Genomic DNA, 16,819 nt, shown 5'->3' on the forward strand with positions numbered 1-16,819 from the left:
CACATTCAAAGTGTGGGAGGGTTTAGAGCGGTTCTGGCTGACGGTTCCAGTGCCGAAACAAAGGCTCGGCCAAAAACAGCACGAACAACAGGCGCATCACCTGCATTGCCGTCACCAAGGGTACCGACAGCTGCAGGGTTTCAGCTGTCAGGCTCATCTCAGCGATACCACCTGGCATCATGCCCAGGGTCAGTGAACGCAGGTCGAGGTGAGTGAGGGCGCTCAAGCCAACCGCCGCCAATGTGGCCAACAACATGGTCAACGCCGTGCCAATCAAGGTGCGGCCCATGAACGATGGCGCGCGACGAAAGAACTGTCGATTGAAGTGGCAACCCAAACCGCTGCCGATCAGCCATTGGCCAATCTGGCTGCCGCCATCAGGCAGACCAATGTGCAAGTCCCAGGTCACGCTGGCCACCGCACTCACCAGCAACGGCCCGAACAACCAGGGGTTGGGTTGACGCAAGCGTTGCCAGCCCCAGGCAACCAGCGCACCCACCGGAAACAGCAGGGCCAGCCAGGCCCAGTCCACAGGTGCCGGATGAAACTGCGGCGCGCCGCCTCCGAGCAAATACTTGAAGATCGCCGGCACACACAGCACCACCACCAGCACCCGCAGGCTTTGCCCGGCCGCCACCCGGCTGAGCACCGCGCCATTGCGCGCGCCGAGGTTGACCATCTCGCCGGAGCCCCCCGGCATGCTGGAGAAGAACGCCGTGGCGCGGTCTTCACCGCTGCGGCGCATCAACCACACGCCCACCACGCTCGACAAGCTGGTGACCAGTGCGCCAAAGAAGATCAGGCCGAAGTGGCTCATCACCTGCTCGATTACCACCGGGGTGAAGTGCAGGCCGATGCCGATGCCCACTACCCATTGGCCGCATTTGCGCCCGCCGGGAATCTCTGCCAACTGCCAGGGCGTGAGGCACCGCACCAGGATGATCGCCAGCAACGAGCCGACCATGTACGGCAAAGGCCAGCCCACCAGGCTGGCCAGGTAACCGCCGGCCAGGCCGACCAGCGGTGTTCCCCACCAATGTTTAAAGGTGACCTCAGACATCGGCCAGGGCACGACGCTGTTGCACGCGTTTACGCCAGATACGCAGCAACGGTACGAGCAGCATGATTGCGGTGAGTACCCAGACGCCAAAGGTGATCGGGCTCGACCACAGGATTTCCAGCGCACCGTTGGAGATCGACAGCGCCCGGCGCAGGTTCTGCTCCATCAGGCCACCTAGGATAAAGCCCAGCAGCAGCGGCGACAGTGGGAAGTCCAGCTTGCGCAGGATGTAACCGAAGATGCCGATGGCGATCATCAGGAACAGATCGAAGGTGGTGGCATGCACGGCGTACACGCCAATCGCGGTGATGATGGCGATCACCGGCACCAGCGCCCAGTTCGGCACGGCAAGGATACGGGTGAAGATGCGGATCATCGGGATGTTGAGCACCACCAGCATGATGTTGGCAATGAACAACGAGGCGATCAGGCCCCAGACAATGTCCGGTTGCTGTTGGAACAGCAGTGGGCCGGGAGTGATGTTGTACAGCGACAGGGCGCCGATCATCACCGCTGTGGTGCCCGAGCCAGGAACACCGAGGGTCAGCATCGGTACCATGGCGCCGCAGACCGATGCGCCGATCGCGGTTTCAGGGGCGGCCAGGCCGCGCATGTCGCCTTGGCCGAATTTGCCGCTGGCGCCTGCGATACGTTTCTCGGTCATGTAGGCAACGGCCGAGGCCATGGTTGCACCAGCGCCCGGCAACACGCCGATGATAAAGCCCGACACGCCGCAACGAAGATTCACGGTGAGCACCGACAAGGCTTCCTTGACGTTGAACATCATGCGCCCGGTGGCTTTCACCGCTTCCTGGCCACGGTGGGTTTTTTCCAGCAGCAGGAGAATCTCGCTGATGGAGAACAGGCCGAGCACCAGGACCACGAACTGGATACCGTCGGTCAGGTGAATATTGTCGCCGGTAAAGCGGTACACACCGCTGTTGGCGTCGATGCCCACGCAAGAGAGGAACAAGCCGATCAGCGCCGCAACAAAAGTCTTCAGCGGTTTGTCACCGGCCATGCCGCCCAGGCAGACAATCGCAAACACCATCAATACGAAGTATTCCGCCGGGCCAAAAGCAATTGCCCACTTGGCCAGCAGCGGGGCGAACAGCACCATGCCGCAGGTGGCGATAAACGCGCCGATGAACGAACTCCAGGCCGACAACGACAGTGCCACGCCAGCCAGGCCTTTGCGGGCCATCGGGTAGCCGTCGAGGGTGGTCATCACGGTGGACGCTTCGCCCGGGATGTTCAGCAGAATCGAACTGATGCGGCCGCCGTATTCGCAGCCCAGGTACACGGCTGCCAGCAGGATCAGCGCCGACTCTGGCGGCAAGCCCAGGGCAAATGCGATGGGGATCAACAGCGCCACGCCGTTGATCGGGCCCAGGCCCGGCAGCAGGCCGACCACGGTGCCGATCAAGGTGCCGCACAACGCGGTCACCAGGTTATAGGGGCTCAGCGCAATGCCGAAACCCTGGCCCAAATAGCCAAAAGTATCCATGTCAGTTCTCCAGAACGTCGAGCAGGCCGAGGGGCAACGGTACGTCCATGGTTTTATCGAACAGCAGATAAAGACCGACGCTCATCAAGGTGATGATCACCACGCTGGGCCACCAGCGGCCGCCGTACAGCCGTGCCATCGGAATACCGATCAGCATGCTGCTGAGAATGAAACCCAAGGATTCGAATGTGCCGGCAAACACCAGCAGCAGGGCCACACAGATGCCGATCTTGATCAGCGTGGGTTGGTCCAGCGCCGGTTCATCGTCAGTGTGTTTGGTCGCCTGCGGGCGAATCATCATGTAGATGAGCGCCAGGCCCATCAGCCCGAGCAGCAGCAGGGGGAAGGCTCTTGGCCCTACGGGTTCGTAGGAAAAGGCCGCCTGATACGGCCAGGCCATCAGTGCCAGGCCGATACAGGCCAGTAACAGCACCGCGGCAAAAATGCGTTGTAAGAGCATAGAAAACTCCAAGGCCCCTCGTGTAGGAGCGAGCTTGCTCGCGAAAAACGTCAACGATGACGCCGGCCATCCTGGATGCACACGGTGTACTTGCGTTCTTCGCGAGCAAGCTCGCTCCTACAGGGGCATTACACAAAAGAGGGGCGGTTACTGGATCAGGCCGAACTCTTTGGCCAGCACTTTGTAGTCAGCCACCTGCTTTTTCACGTAGGTGTCCAGCTCCGGGCCGGTCATCGCGAACGGGAACAGCTCGCGCTGGTCACGCAGCTTGGCGAACTCCTCGGAGGCCAGCAGTTTGTCGAAGGCGTCTTTCCACCAGGCGTAGTCGGCATCGCTGACCTTTGGCCCCAGGTAGAAGCCACGCACCACCGGCCAGACGATGTCGTAGCCTTGCTCTTTGGCAGTCGGGATGTCCTTCATCTCTGGCTCATCCAGGCGCTTCTCGGAGAACACCGCCAGCAGGCGCATGTCACCACTCTGGATATGCGGCATGGAGTCGGAAATGTCGGTACTGCCCACCTGGATATGCCCCCCCAGCAGAGCCGTAGCGATTTCACCGCCACCCTCAAGGGCGACGTAACGCAGTTCGCGCGGGTTGATCCCGGCGGCCTTGGCGATCAGCGCGGTTTGCATCCAGTCCTGGCTGCCGACGGTGCCGCCGGAGCCGATCACCACGCTGCCTGGGTCTTTCTTCAAGGCTTTGACCAGGTCGTCGAGGGTCTTGTAGGGCGAGTCGCTTTTCACCGCGATGGCGCCATAGCTGGTGCCCACTGCCGCCAACCAGCGCACGGCGCTTTCGTCAAAACGGCCGAACTTGCCCTGGGCCAGGTTCAACAGCGAACCGCTCGACCAGGCGACCAAGGTGCCGGCGTCCGCAGGGCGCTGAGCGACGACCGCGTTGTAGGCCACCGCGCCCACGCCGCCTGGCATGTAGGTCACGCGCATCGGCTTGGTCAGCAGCTTTTGATTCACCAGCGCGCTTTGCGCCAGCTTGCAGGTCAGGTCAAAACCGCCGCCAGGGGAGGCCGGGGCGATGCATTCCGGACGCTTGGGTTCGTCGGCGGCCAGCAGTTGGCCGGCGAACAGCATGCAGCCAGCGGCGAGGGCAAATTTACGCAGTGAAAGGGTCATGGTGATCTCCATCGTTGTTGTTATGAGGGGGGTACTACCAAAGTGCGACGCTGTAGCTGACCAGCAAGCGCATTTCATCTGCGTCACGGGCCGAATAGTTGGAGCGATAGGTGGCGTTACGCAGGCGCACGGCCACATCTTTGAACGTGCCGCTTTGCACCACGTACTTGATCTCGCTGTTGCGTTCCCACTCCTTGCCGGTCTCGCCGTTCTTGAGCTTGATGTTGTCCCCCGAGAGGTAACGGCTCATGAAACTCAAGCCCGGAATGCCCAGCTTGGCGAAGTCGTAGTCATAGCGTGCCTGCCAGGAGCGTTCTTCGGCGCCGGCAAAATCGTTGATCTGCACGAAGTTGACCAGGTACGGGTCACTGCCATCCACATACGGGAAGGCGCTGTCGCCGGACATGTGCTGGTAGCCGGCGCTGAGCTTATGGCCATTGAGGGCATAGCTGAACAGGCCGTTGAGGGACGTGTTGTCGATATTGCCGCCGCGGGCTGAGCCTGTGTCATCGCTGATCGCCAGGCGCAGGTCGGCGCCGAAAGTGCCAGGGCCCATCGGGCGGGATGCGACCATGCCGAGGAAGTGCTGGCGGTACACGTCGTCGAGTTGGGCGAAGTGGTAGCTGCCGGTGATCTTGTCGGCGAACTTGTAGTCGACGCCACCGAAGTTGAAGTGCTTGCCGGTGGCACCGCTGAGGAAGCGGCTGTTTTTGTTATTGAGCGCGATGTCTTCGTAGTTGGTGTCGTCGCGGTCCTTGGCTTTGTCCAGGCGGCCACCAGTGAACACCAGGTTCTTGAATTCCTTGGAAGTGATCAAGCCACCGTTGAAGGTCTGCGGCAGGATGCGCCCGTCGTTGGGTTTGAGAATCGGCAGTTCGGGGATCAGCGAGCCGATCTTAAGCTCAGTGGCGGAGATTTTCACTTTGCCGGTCAGGCCCAGCTTGGCGTACTCGTTGGCGGCGCGGCCGTCATCGTGGGTCGGCAGCAGGCCGGTGCCGGTGCGGTCGGGGCTGGAGTCGAGCTTGACTCCGAGCATGCCCAGCGCATCCACGCCAAAGCCGACGGTGCCGTCGGTGTAGCCTGATTGCAGGTTGAGCATGAAGCCCTGGGCCCATTCGTCGCGCTTGGATTGCTGGGCACTGGTACCGTCGCGAAAGTCGCGATTGAAGTACATGTTGCGGGTTTCCAGGGTCGCGCTACTGTCTTCGAAGAAGGCAGCCTGGCTGAGTGGCGCAAAGCCGGCAAGGGCAGCGGCACTGGCGAGGGCGGTGTGGGTCAGGCGGGAAGAGCGAACAGGCGGGCAAGCCTGTGGCTGGGTCGACAGCATCGTGGTGTACTCCGTTATTGTTCTTATTTTGGCGAAAACGCTTCGAGGCGTTTTTCGGGCGCTGCGGGTCAGGCAACTCGGCGGGCATAGACCACCGTGGTTAGATCCTAAAGGGCGAAGCTTTCACTAACCTTTCAATCGCCTTTCAATGTTTTCGGGCTTCACAGGCCAGGTTGCGGCTGTAAACTGCCGGGCAAAGCGTGGCGCCGACCACCCCTGAATGAGGTAGAAATCCATGCGTGTCCTGTTGGTTGAAGACCATCTGCAGCTCGCCGAAAGTGTCGCCCAAGCGCTCAAGAGCATGGGTTTGACCGTTGATGTGTTGCATGACGGCGTGGCGGCGGACCTGGCCTTGAGCAGCGAGGAATACGCCGCGGTGATCCTGGACGTAGGGTTGCCGCGCCTGGATGGTTTCGAGGTGCTCGCGCGTTTGCGGGCACGTGGAAAAAACCTGCCGGTGCTGATGCTGACCGCTCGCAGTGATGTAAAAGACCGCGTGCACGGCCTGAACCTGGGCGCCGATGACTACCTGGCCAAGCCGTTTGAACTCACGGAGCTTGAAGCACGGGTCAAGGCACTGTTGCGGCGCAGCGTGTTGGGCGGCGAGCGCCAGCAGACCTGCGGTGTGTTGGTGTACGACCTCGACACCCGGCGCTTCACGGTCGCAGGTGAACTGATGACCTTGACCTCCCGAGAGCAAGCGGTGCTCGAAGCCTTGATCGCCCGGCCGGGCCGCGTGATGAGCAAGGAGCAATTGGCTTCCCAGGTATTTGGCCTGGACGAGGAGGCCAGCCCCGACGCCATCGAGATCTACGTGCATCGCCTGCGCAAAAAGCTCGATGGTCAGCCCATCGCCATCGTCACCTTCCGCGGCCTTGGCTACTTGCTGGAAGCCCGTGATGCATAAGCCCAGCAGCCTGCGCTGGCGCTTGCTTTGCAACCTCGCGTTATTGCTGGTGTTGTTGATGCTCGCCAGCGGCATGAGCGCTTATTGGAACGGTCGCGAAGCCGCCGACACCGCCTATGACCGCACGCTGCTGGCCTCGGCACGCACCATTGCCGCCGGCCTGACCCAGGTGGACGGCACCCTCAGCGCCAATGTGCCTTATGTAGCCCTGGACACCTTTGCCTACGACAGTGCCGGGCGCATTTATTATCAGGTCAATGACATTGATCAGAAGCTGATTTCCGGTTACGAAAACCTGCCCGGCCCGCCGCCCGGCACGCCCCGCACCGACGATTATCCAGCCTTGGCGCGGTTCTACAACGCCATGTACCTGGGCCAGCATGTACGCGTGGTGAGCCTGCTCAAGGCCGTCTCGGAGCCGAACATGAATGGCATGGCCGAAATTCGTGTCGCGGAGACCGACGAAGCGCGGGTGGCCATGGCTCGCAGCCTGATGGCTGATACCCTGCTGCGCCTGGGCATGCTCGCCATCGGCGCATTGTTGCTGGTGTGGTTCGCGGTAAGCGCCGCCCTGCGCCCGCTGGAACGCCTGCGCACGGCTGTAGAAGAGCGCCAGCCCGATGACCTGCGGCCCCTGCCTTTGGTGGAAGTTCAGGATGAATTCGGCCCCTTAGTGCGCTCGCTCAACCATTTCACCGAACGCCTGCGCGGGCAGTTCGAGCGCCAGGCGCAGTTTATTGCCGATGCTGCCCACGAGCTGCGCACACCGTTGGCGGCGCTCAAAGCCAGGCTGGAACTGGGCCTGCGTGCCGAAGAGCCGGCCACCTGGCGCAGCACCCTGGAAACGGCCGCCCAGGGCACCGACCGCCTGACGCACCTGGCCAATCAATTGTTGTCACTGGCCCGCATCGAGAACGGTGCCCGGGCCATTGCCGAAGGCGGTGCGCAACTGCTCGATTTAAGCCAACTGGCCCGTGAGCTCGGTATGGCCATGGCGCCGCTGGCCCACGCGCGGGGCGTGGCCCTGGCGCTGGAGGCCGATGAGCCGGTATGGCTGCGCGGCGAACCGACGCTGCTTAATGAGTTGCTTAGCAACCTGGTGGATAACGCCTTGGCCCATACGCCGCCCGGCGGCAATGTGATTCTGCGGGTGACCGCCCCGGCGGTGCTGGAGGTGGAAGATGACGGCCCCGGTATCCCGCTGGATGAGCGGGATCGGGTGTTCGAGCGCTTTTATCGACGCAGCCAGCAGGGCATGGGCTCGGGCTTGGGGCTGGCGATTGTCGGGGAGATTTGCCGTGCGCACCTGGCGCAGATCAGCCTGCATGATGGCGAGCTGGCGGGGCTTAAGGTACGCGTGAGTTTTATCGCGGGTTGATCAGTAAAACATCGAGCGAGCTTCGTCCAGTTCGCTGCGCAGGGCGTCGCTGTGCAGGTCTATGCGTAACTTCATGAGAGCCGGCAATGTGGCAATCGGCACGGTCCCCAGGGGATGGTCGGTGCCGCGGTGGCAGTACAGCGCGGCGACCTGCACCAGGTCGACGTAGTCCAGGCTGGCAGAGTCGCGTGTCAGGTCCAGGTATTGGCCCGGCACGTTCACCAGCATCTCGGGAAAGTCCCACACCCGCAGCAGCTTGTCCCCCAGCACCGGGTGGATGCTGTCGATGACGTGGTTGAGGCTGACGGGATCGGCCAGCAGCTCGTAGTGGTCCTCGGCATACGTGAGGATCGGCAGCACGCCGATCTGATGCACCAGGCCGCCCAGCGCCGCCTGGTCTGGCTTGAGCTGGCTGTGGCGACGGCACAAGGCGTAGCTCACGCCCGCCACTTCCAGGCTGCGGCGCCACACGTCGCGCATTTTCTGTTCGACCACCTCGGAGCGGGCGTGAAAGATCTGCTCCATCACCAGGCCGATGGCCAGGTTGCTGCTGTAGTTGGTACCGAGCCGGGTAATGGCGGTGTGCAGGTCGGTGACTTCCTGGCTGGCCCGCAGCAACGGGCTGTTGACCACTTTGATCAGGCGCGCCGACAGGGCCGTGTCCCGACTGATCACTTTGCTCAGGTGGCTGATGCTGATCTCCGGGTCTTCGGCGGCCTGGCGAATTTTCAGGGCCACCTCCGGCAATGTCGGCAGAACCAGGTCATCGTTATCGATGGCCGTTACCAACGCTTGTTGGACTTTTTCCGCCAGCTTGTTCATTCATGCTCTCTAGGGTGCTGCAAAAAGTACGGCGATTAACGCTGGATCTCGCGATCTCGGTCCAGTGGGTAGGGCAGGTCAAGCAGGTGCAAGCCCGGGCCTTCCAGGGTGCCCAAGCGCACGTCGCCACTGTCGGCAGCTTCGGCTTGCAGCACCGCGAGAAGTTCAATCGACTGGTCAGCTTTTGCGGCGATGACCACTTCGCCGATTGCGCTGTTATGGCTGGGGGAAAACAGTGGAGTGCCTGGCTCGGGGAGTTCGGCTGTTTCCAGGCTCAGGCGATACAAGCGCCGCTTGAGTTTGCCCAGGTACTGCATGCGCGCGACGATTTCCTGGCCGGTGTAGCAGCCTTTCTTGAAACTCACGCCGCCCACGGCTTGCAGGTTGAGCATCTGCGGGATGAACAGCTCGCGCGTCTGGGGCATTACCTGGCCGATACCAGCACGGATCTGGCCAAGCAGCCAGGCATTCAAGTCGGCCTGTTGCAACTGCGCGGCCAATTGGCTGCGCACGGTGTCGGCGTGTTCGGCAGGTACCCAGAGTTCGGCACGGCCCGGGGAAACGCGGACGGCGATCAATGCCTCGTTGCGTGCCACGCTGTCGGTTTCGACCGGCAGTTCCAGGCCCAGAGCGGTCAAGGCCGCGTCTGCGTTCGCCAGGCCGAAGCGCGCCCAGGCAGCGCTTTCGTCGGTGAGCTTGGACTTGGAGAACACCGCGTACTTTTTCAAATCCGCCAACTGCGGTTCTAGCAATTCGGTGGCCATGGCCAGGAGTACGCCATCACCCTGTAGCAGGATGCGGAAGCTCGACTGCATCCGGCCTTTTTGCGTGCAGCGCGCGCCCAGGCTGGCCTGGGTATCACTCAGGTAATTGAGGTTGCAGGTCAGTTGGCCCTGCAGGAACTTGGCAGCATCGGAGCCGCGGACGGCGAGAACGCCTTCGTGGGACAGGGAGCAGAAAAAAGCGGAGTCAGCCATGGGTCATCGCAGGTCAAAAAGTCATGGGTGCATCATAGAGGGGCGTCCGGCAAATGCATAGTTTCGTCGCGGTCGACCAAAGCCGACTGTTCCGGTGTCGTCGGGGCTGTATACTTGCGCTCTAATTTAGGAGGGCTCCATGGTCGAAGATGTAGAAATCAATCGCCTCTACTGGCACAGCCGTCGCGGCATGCTGGAGCTGGATGTGCTGCTGGTGCCTTTCACCAAAGAGGTGTACGCGACGCTCAATCAGGTGGACCGCGACCTCTACGTCAGGTTGCTCACGTGCGAAGACCAGGACATGTTTGGCTGGTTCATGGAGCGCGCCGAATCCGAAGACCCGGAGCTGCAGCGCATGGTTCGGATGATCCTGGATCGTGTCCAGCCCAAGTAATCGTTTCGAATGCCGCTGGCAGGCCTCGCGGCTGTTGCTGGCGGCCTATGTGCTTGCCCAACTGATCGCGTTGGGCAGCCTGCTGGTTCTAAACCTGCCTTACTCAAGCCTTGGCATCCTGTTATGCCTGGCTCATTGTGCCTGGGTATTACCGCGGCAAATCCTGCTCACTCACCGTTCGTCGATTCGTGGCCTGCGCCGTGACGACGATGGCTGGCAATTATGGAGCGCCGCACGTGGGTGGCACTCTGGGCAACTGCGGCCCGACAGCCTGGCGTTGCCGCTGATCGTGGTGTTGCGTTACCGGGTACAGGGTGAACGGCGAGTGCGGTCCATCTGCGTGCCCAAGGATGCGCAGGCCGCCGATGTGCATCGGCGCCTGCGTGTACGCCTGAAGTTCAGCCGCCGTAGGTGGTTGGCACCAGGATAGTGTCCCGGGCTTCGGGCAGCATCTGGGGGTAGTCGAGGGTGTAATGCAGGCCGCGGCTTTCCTTGCGTTCCATGGCTGAACGAATCATCAACTCGGCCACTTGGGCCAGGTTGCGCAATTCGATCAGGTCGCGGCTGACCTTATAGTTGCTGTAGAACTCGACCCTGTGAGGCTAAACCCAATGGATACAGGGGTTTCAGCCGATGACCGTCAACCACCGCTCCCAAAGTGGGACAAACCTGTTACAAACTGCGCTCGCCAAGCCATACCACTATCGCCGGTCTGGTCGCTATTACCTTCGCCTTCGCCCGCAAGGAACCGTTAAGGGCTTCTTCACGCTGTCACTCAGGACCACCGACAAGGCCACCGCAATGACCATCTCAGACGACATCCTTTCGACCCTCAAGGCCTACCACTTGGACAACCCAGAGGCGTCATGGGATGAACTGCGCGCGCGCCTGACTGACTTCGCTGAGTACAACTTGACGATGGCACACGGTGACAGCTCACTGGTCGCTTACGAGATGATCAACGATGAGCATCACTTGGCGTTGCGTAAGGCGTCCGCAACGTTGCCTCTGAGTGTGAATCAGCAGCGGGCAGTCAGTAAGGCCCTTGAGATCCTTGAGGCCTCTCAGGAGCGTATGCGGGGCCGTTCAGGGAAGCTGGTCGAGATCGTTAAGGACCTCAACGATGAACCTTGTGGCACGCCTGAAGCCCTCTTTCTCTCCCAATCTGTAAATGCTTCTCCGGGTCTGACCTTTAAGTCTCTCTCTGCGCTCTACATGGAGGAACGCAAGGACAGCATTCAGGCCAGCACCATGCGGGACGTGAAGTCATCGTGTGAGGCCATCGGTGCGGTCCTTGGTGACTTGGACATGAAGAGCCACACACGGGAGGACATGAAGGGCCTCAGGGAAAAGCTCCTTGAGGCCCGTAAGCCTTCGACAGTTAAGAAGCTGCTGACCCGGCTATCAACGGTCATGGATTGGGCTGTGAACAATGGCTACCTCGATAAGAGTTTCGATAAGGGCCTGAAGCCAACTAAAGGAGCTGACAGCTCCCGTGAGGCGCTCTCTCAGGATCAGGTAAAGGCCCTGATGGCTCACGCTAAGTCGCTTCCAGTGGACGCTTGGCAGCGCTGGGCGTTGTCCCTTGGAGTGATCACTGGGACCCGTATTGAGGAACTCAGGCAGTTGACCAAGGCTGACGTTAAGCAGGTCGGGACTGTGTGGGTCATCGACATCAATAGGAACGATGGCAAGACAGCCAAGACCAAGAATGCTCTACGTGTCGTACCGCTGACTGACGGGGCCTATGGCTTCGACCTTAAGGCGTTCCTTGAGTTTGTCAGGAAGGCCGACTCTCGGCTGTTCACCTTGGGCGCTGGTCAGTTCTCGAACCTGCTTAATGGTGCGTTACGGGATGTCTTGAGCTTGAACGCTGATCGGACCCAGACTTTCCACTCATTGCGTCACTCACTGGCCGGTGCCTTGAAGGCCGCTGAGGTGCCTGTGGGAACCGCTGAGTCCATCTTGGGTCACGCTTCAGGGTCTATCAGTTATGACCTGTACGGGGCTGGGAGTGCCGTTGAGGTGGGCCGTATGGCGGACGCTCTGGTGAAAGCTTTGAAGCTGGTAAGCTAAGGCTGCATCTATGCTGGTCGCCAACGAGCGCTTAGTATGCGGACATCATGGAACATTAACTAAGTAACGGAGCTGTCAATTGAACAATGGACGTTTCTTCAGTGGCCTCGCTCTTTGTGCAGTGCTTCAAGTCTTTGCGGCTCATGCGCTGGGGCAGGAAAAACTATGGGTCACCACAGATCGTACTGATCGACACACTTGCCCATCTACAGAGTGTGGGGTCGCAGGCCGTCTTATGTTCAGGGAAGGCGTTGACATCTTAGAGCGTAAAGGTCAGTGGGTGCGTATTACTAAAACCTATTCTGCATCCTGTACTGGCGGCGTCAGCGAGTACATTAAGTCTGGAAATAAAGCCTGTACGGCCGTTAATGGCATCAAGGACGGGAAGTTTGCTGAATGGGTTCAGAGCAAAGATTTTAGCCGAGATCGCCCTAAGGACCCTTCAGAGGATGCAAGTGGAGATTACTCTCTCGTAAAAGGTTCAGACGATTATAGGATTTATAAGGACCCATTTGCTAAAGCAGCGCGGGCATTGATAGATGACGGCACTTGTACTGAGGATGACTTCAAGGAAATTGGTGGCTGGATGGCCTCAACGAATCGTGGCGAAGGTGTGTACTTCACTTATTGCGGCGGTATGAAAGTCAACAATAAGGTCTACCTTGATGTCACTTCAGGGAAGACCAGCCGTTAGGTTCGATAAGGACATGCGAGCGGTTGTGAGTCCTGACGTGTTAGCTACACGTTCGTCGAAGATTTAAAAACCCTCACCCAAAGAGGGACAGGCTAAATCAGCGTTGCTTTCCTTTCAAGATGCCGCAAGGTCACCTCAAAGGTGGCCCTCTGCGGGCAAGGCGTGTACGTCCAGTGATCAACGTTACCTCTTTCAGGTAGACCAATGTCCAAGACACCACGACCACCAAGCGCAGCCCTAACGGGATCTGCGGGGCCAGCATCAGGTCCACTGTAGCGATTCTGTCTGCGCACTTCGTGTGAATAGACCCTTGATAGGTTTGGGCCTCCTATCTCTGATCGCACAGTATAAAGGGGCCTTTTAACTTAAAGATCTCTACAAGATGACTCTAAGATTAAGTTTTATTAGTTTAGTTCTATAAATAATAAAAACTTAAAGAGAATGCTCTTAGAGTTACCTTAAGGTCGATCATTAAGATCTTGGGTCTACCTTCGATGTCGTGGTTGTAGAAGTGTGACCGTAGCGGCTCGTTGGTGCTCCAGTATGACCAGATTAAAAACCCTCACAAGAACAGGGACAGACCGCTAAGCTAATCGGTCGCTCTGAATTCCTCTACGCCCGTCGCTGGGCTTTTATCAACGTCAAGTCTTTCTGAATGCTTCTTGAGCCATAGTCGATGCCCGTAGTGGGGCCTTGACGGTCGGCCTGTGGGAGCGAACTCAGGGGGCATTCAAAAGGAGTCCACTACTATGCTGGCCAACACCAATAACCAAACTGATCTGCTGCCTATCGTGATTGAGGGGCAGACCTTCAAGCCGAACGAAGATGGAATGTGGAATCTCAACGAGATCGCCAAGACTCTGAATGTTCGGGAACCGGGTCAGTGGCGTAATGCTGTTCAAGCTGCCCTGATCAAAGATGCAAATTTGCATGTCTCCCACGGTAACGGGACCCTTGCAACAGAAGAGGGCGCAATTGCATACGCCATGTGGGTTTCAACCGACTTTTACCTGATGGTCATTCGTGCGTTCATCGCCATGCGTAACAGTGCCGTCCGTGAGCTGCGCCATAAAGATGCCCTTCTGGACGCAAACATGCCCAAGGCTACGACTCTCGACATGAAGGCTCGCGGCGCGGGTCTGACATGGACCGAGGCTTGCCGTGTGGCTGGTATTCAACAGCCTCGACTTGCTCTTGAATTTCTCGCAAAGGGGGCGATGTTCGTTCACGTCTGTGACGATTTTGGTAGCCGTACTGGTCAGATCCGACCAAAGCAGCAAGGTTTCTCATCAGGCGCCTTTGTGGCGATCTCATCGGACTTCGGCAACCGTGAAGGCTGGAGGGTCAAACCCCGTGGCCTTGACTGGTTGCGTGCAAATACTGAGACCATCAACGTCGGCGTAGCTGAAGCCAAGGCCGCTCAGGCCAAAGCTAAGAAGGCCACTCAGGCATCCCGTGTGGATCGCTGGGGCCGTGCATGCAAGGAGGCATAGCTATGAGCAGTTCCTTCCTCGACCAGCTCAATGCCCTGTGCGTCACCCCCGCGTCCCGCGTGAAGTTGCTGACCCTCCGAGGCATCTGGCGTGATCGACGTGCCCGTAACAGCTTCTATTGCGAGTCATCATGCGGGGTCCATTTGGATTCCCTACTGGCCCACCTCGAAGCCAATCACCCCGGTCTGAGCGCCTTCGTTAAGTCGATCATCGGGTCACCATCGCTCCACATCGACGCGGTACTCCGTGCACGCTTAAAGGTCCCTTTAGGGAAAGCTCAACGCATCATCCATCTACTGTAACGCCGTCCGCCATCGGCACCAAGATCACACCCCGCCAAGTTACAGACCCGTGATCGCACCAACCCAAACCCAGAAGATATTGATCATGTCCTTGAGAGGTCCGTGCGGCTACTCCTTGCCATCTGGTCACGTTGCCTCTATGCGGCAGGGCCATGAATCAATGTCTCGAATTTAGGAGACACCTACCATGCAATTGAACATTCAAAACGTAACGCCCGAAACTGTTGAAGTCCAAGGCCAGAGCGTGACCCGTACCTTCGCTGAAGGCGTGATGCTGTCTGGGCTGATCGCTGGTGCAGGTAAGAATGATTCGGCCCGTGAGGCCATCGTTAAGCAATACCTTGACGCTGGTCTGATCGCTGATGCGTTCCCCGCTGTGGTCCGAGCAGTTCGTGCTCGTGAGGCCCATTCAGCAGCCGAGCGTGAGCGCCAGTTAGCTGAGTCTCGTGCCCATGCTGAGCGCGTTGCTTCCTATGCGACCCCTACGGCCCTTGAGGTCGCCCGTCGCCGTGCCAAGCGTGAGGCCCGCGAAGCTGAATACCGTGCACGTGGTGCTGCTATCCGTGCCGCTAATGGCCGGTCCTCATGGTCCTCGTGGGAATGACTCACGGGCAACCTACTGACTCACACCGTCTTGCCTCCGGTGGCGCTGGCTCTTGTTGGCGTCCCGTTGAACCCCTTCAAGTAAACTTTCAGGAGATACTCAATCATGCCTACTCGTAAACAGAACGCTTTCAAATCCGCCGACCACCGCGAGAACACTGACCGTTACAGCGCACCGACTGCCTATGAGCAGGCCGTGTGGGGCAATGGTGGTAACCTTCAGTTCAACACCCAGGCATCCACAAGCGCCCCATGCAGTGACGGCAGCGTCGCCGCTGAAGGTATCGTTGCGGTCCTTGACGACTTCTTTAATGGTGGCGAATGGCACCAGAACGCCGTTGATGCTATCCCGTGTGAGTTTCGACCTAAGGGCACTGAGCCGACCCCTGTGCAACTGGTCAACATGGTCGACCGCAACGTCGAGTTCGACCCACGTAAGTCGATCTACGACACCTCGACCATTACAAAGGGTGAAGCTGTTGCCGGTGACGTGATCTTTACGGAGCCCACTGATACCGCCGCGTTCTTCTCGCACCGTATGACTCTGTTAGATGCTCATGTGGTGGCAGGTTTCACCAGCAACTCCATCGGCCAAATGCTGGATAAGGCCATGCAGGACTTTGAGAAAGCGTGCGGCTCTACCATCGTGGACATTCTCCTGAAGTCCCCAAGTGTCGAGGTCAAGGAAGTCACCATTGCTGGCACTGGACCACGTGATCGTGCTGAGGATTGGATTGACCAACTAACACTGAGCATCAACCACTCAGTGGGCAACTCCCTGAGTGACTTCGTGCTGCTGATGCACATGACCGAACAGGCAATCCTTGAGCGTGCTGCCCAGCGTGCAGGCGTAGATGATATTGAGGACCTGTTGGGCTGCCGTACCCAGTTCTATTCGGATGGCAACCGTGGCGTCTTCATGCTCCCTAAAGGCTTCGCCTCCCTGTCGTTCCGTGAAGGTAACGACGGTGATGTGTGGTCAATCCTCGCCAGCCGTAACGCCTCGGTACAGGGCTGGGACATCGAAATCACCGGTATCGCTGACGTAATGGCTCAGGCCAAGGTCAAGCTGAAGCTGGCAAACCCAGCGGACCCTACTGAGAAACTTCAGGTCGAGACCGTAGACTTTCCGCTGATCACCCGTGTGGTCGTCAAGCCGTAACACCCGCTGTATCCATGAGGTCCGTAATGGGCCTCATGGGCGAGCTGTTTAGTTGCTATGCTTGGGCATCGACCATGTTACGGCAAGGCCAGCCATGAGTTTTACTCTCTGTTATACCTACAAGGACAAACGGGTGGTTACGAAGATACAAGTCGATCACCTGACCCCATATGCAGCCGTTTGCTTTGCCCTGCTCCAGTCAGGGGCCACCAACGACTCAAGTGGTGGAGGCTGGCCTAAATCCTATGAGGGCATCCTTGAGATTGCCACTCAATACGGTCTCACAAACCTGACGGTTCACCGATCCCTTAACTCTTAGGACAACTTCATGGACACGTTTAGCGCGGCCTACGGGCCTGCGTTGGTGTTCATGTGGCCTTCTGGCTGTATGGGTGCCTCAAGAGCACCTCATGAGGATCTGGCACAAAAATCTGAGTGACCACCTGTAACTACTAACCTGCGCGCTTACCCCCATAGGCCCTCGCATGCTCGCTCAGGCGCACGATAAGGACCCTTGCGGGCAGGT

17 protein-coding genes and 1 pseudogene are annotated in these 16,819 nt (G+C 59.1%); 10 read left to right on the top strand and 8 right to left on the bottom strand.

Features of this window, described 5'->3' with window-relative positions:
- Positions 1 to 22 precede the first annotated feature (22 nt).
- From V8689_RS07415 to V8689_RS07435, 5 genes are all read right to left on the bottom strand, one after another.
- Positions 23 to 1,060, bottom strand: a complete 1,038-nt coding sequence (locus tag V8689_RS07415) for an AbrB family transcriptional regulator (protein WP_056790509.1) — start codon at positions 1,058 to 1,060, stop codon at positions 23 to 25.
- Positions 1,053 to 2,567, bottom strand: coding sequence for a tripartite tricarboxylate transporter permease (locus V8689_RS07420; RefSeq protein ID WP_047710295.1), 1,515 nt, complete (start codon positions 2,565 to 2,567; stop codon positions 1,053 to 1,055). The genes V8689_RS07415 and V8689_RS07420 overlap by 8 nt, the downstream gene beginning before the upstream one ends.
- A 1-nt stretch (position 2,568) precedes the next feature.
- On the bottom strand, positions 2,569 to 3,027 hold the full coding sequence (locus V8689_RS07425) for a tripartite tricarboxylate transporter TctB family protein (RefSeq protein ID WP_056790511.1): 459 nt from the start codon (positions 3,025 to 3,027) through the stop codon (positions 2,569 to 2,571).
- A gap of 147 nt (positions 3,028 to 3,174) precedes the next feature.
- Positions 3,175 to 4,164, bottom strand: a complete 990-nt coding sequence (locus V8689_RS07430) for a Bug family tripartite tricarboxylate transporter substrate binding protein (RefSeq protein ID WP_177343029.1) — start codon at positions 4,162 to 4,164, stop codon at positions 3,175 to 3,177.
- A gap of 28 nt (positions 4,165 to 4,192) precedes the next feature.
- A complete protein-coding gene (locus tag V8689_RS07435) occupies positions 4,193 to 5,485 on the bottom strand; it encodes an OprD family porin (RefSeq protein ID WP_056790515.1) in 1,293 nt (430 codons plus the stop codon).
- A gap of 235 nt (positions 5,486 to 5,720) precedes the next feature.
- Between V8689_RS07435 and V8689_RS07440 the strand changes: the two genes are divergently transcribed.
- Positions 5,721 to 6,392, top strand: a complete 672-nt coding sequence (locus V8689_RS07440; protein ID WP_014717358.1) for a response regulator — start codon at positions 5,721 to 5,723, stop codon at positions 6,390 to 6,392.
- Positions 6,385 to 7,770 (top strand): sensor histidine kinase, encoded by a 1,386-nt coding sequence (locus V8689_RS07445; protein ID WP_003189439.1) that lies wholly within the window; start codon positions 6,385 to 6,387, stop codon positions 7,768 to 7,770. The genes V8689_RS07440 and V8689_RS07445 overlap by 8 nt, the downstream gene beginning before the upstream one ends.
- Here V8689_RS07445 and V8689_RS07450 read toward each other — a convergent pair whose 3' ends face one another.
- Together V8689_RS07450 and V8689_RS07455 are read right to left on the bottom strand one after the other, a co-directional pair.
- Positions 7,771 to 8,592, bottom strand: a complete 822-nt coding sequence (locus V8689_RS07450; RefSeq protein ID WP_056790517.1) for an HDOD domain-containing protein — start codon at positions 8,590 to 8,592, stop codon at positions 7,771 to 7,773.
- A 35-nt stretch (positions 8,593 to 8,627) separates the two neighbouring features.
- Positions 8,628 to 9,569 carry a YgfZ/GcvT domain-containing protein gene (locus V8689_RS07455; protein ID WP_056790519.1) on the bottom strand — a complete coding sequence of 314 codons (942 nt, stop codon included), beginning with the start codon at positions 9,567 to 9,569 and terminating at the stop codon, positions 8,628 to 8,630.
- A gap of 139 nt (positions 9,570 to 9,708) precedes the next feature.
- Between V8689_RS07455 and V8689_RS07460 the strand changes: the two genes are divergently transcribed.
- Both V8689_RS07460 and V8689_RS07465 read left to right on the top strand, forming a co-directional pair.
- The gene (locus tag V8689_RS07460; protein WP_014717362.1) at positions 9,709 to 9,963 is read left to right on the top strand and encodes a succinate dehydrogenase assembly factor 2; all 255 of its coding nucleotides are present in this window, start codon (positions 9,709 to 9,711) and stop codon (positions 9,961 to 9,963) included.
- Positions 9,947 to 10,393 (top strand): protein YgfX, encoded by a 447-nt coding sequence (locus V8689_RS07465; RefSeq protein WP_056790523.1) that lies wholly within the window; start codon positions 9,947 to 9,949, stop codon positions 10,391 to 10,393. Before V8689_RS07460 ends, V8689_RS07465 begins: the two co-directional genes overlap by 17 nt.
- On the opposite strand, the pseudogene V8689_RS07470 reads toward V8689_RS07465, so the two are convergent.
- Positions 10,362 to 10,553, bottom strand: a pseudogene (locus V8689_RS07470) (L-aspartate oxidase); the annotation flags it as partial. The gene V8689_RS07465 and the pseudogene V8689_RS07470 sit on opposite strands and share 32 nt — an antisense overlap.
- 43 nt (positions 10,554 to 10,596) lie before the next feature.
- Between V8689_RS07470 and V8689_RS07475 the strand changes: the two are divergent.
- From V8689_RS07475 to V8689_RS07500, 6 genes are all read left to right on the top strand, one after another.
- Complete coding sequence (locus V8689_RS07475; RefSeq protein ID WP_046784946.1) at positions 10,597 to 12,039, top strand: tyrosine-type recombinase/integrase; 1,443 nt, start codon at positions 10,597 to 10,599, stop codon at positions 12,037 to 12,039.
- A gap of 79 nt (positions 12,040 to 12,118) precedes the next feature.
- Positions 12,119 to 12,733, top strand: coding sequence for a hypothetical protein (locus V8689_RS07480; RefSeq protein ID WP_046784947.1), 615 nt, complete (start codon positions 12,119 to 12,121; stop codon positions 12,731 to 12,733).
- Positions 12,734 to 13,482: 749 nt separating this feature from the next.
- Positions 13,483 to 14,226, top strand: coding sequence for a hypothetical protein (locus V8689_RS07485; protein ID WP_046784948.1), 744 nt, complete (start codon positions 13,483 to 13,485; stop codon positions 14,224 to 14,226).
- 2 nt (positions 14,227 to 14,228) lie between these two features.
- Positions 14,229 to 14,528: a hypothetical protein gene (locus V8689_RS07490; RefSeq protein WP_020301032.1), complete on the top strand. Its 300-nt coding sequence runs from the start codon at positions 14,229 to 14,231 to the stop codon at positions 14,526 to 14,528.
- Between the two features lie 187 nt (positions 14,529 to 14,715).
- Positions 14,716 to 15,132, top strand: coding sequence for a hypothetical protein (locus tag V8689_RS07495; protein ID WP_020301033.1), 417 nt, complete (start codon positions 14,716 to 14,718; stop codon positions 15,130 to 15,132).
- Positions 15,133 to 15,237: 105 nt separating this feature from the next.
- Positions 15,238 to 16,293, top strand: coding sequence for a hypothetical protein (locus V8689_RS07500; RefSeq protein ID WP_020301034.1), 1,056 nt, complete (start codon positions 15,238 to 15,240; stop codon positions 16,291 to 16,293).
- Positions 16,294 to 16,819: the final 526 nt, after the last annotated feature.

The organism is Pseudomonas sp. AK181, assembly GCF_051122975.1.
GTDB classification, from domain to species: Bacteria; Pseudomonadota; Gammaproteobacteria; order Pseudomonadales; family Pseudomonadaceae; genus Aquipseudomonas; species Aquipseudomonas lactis.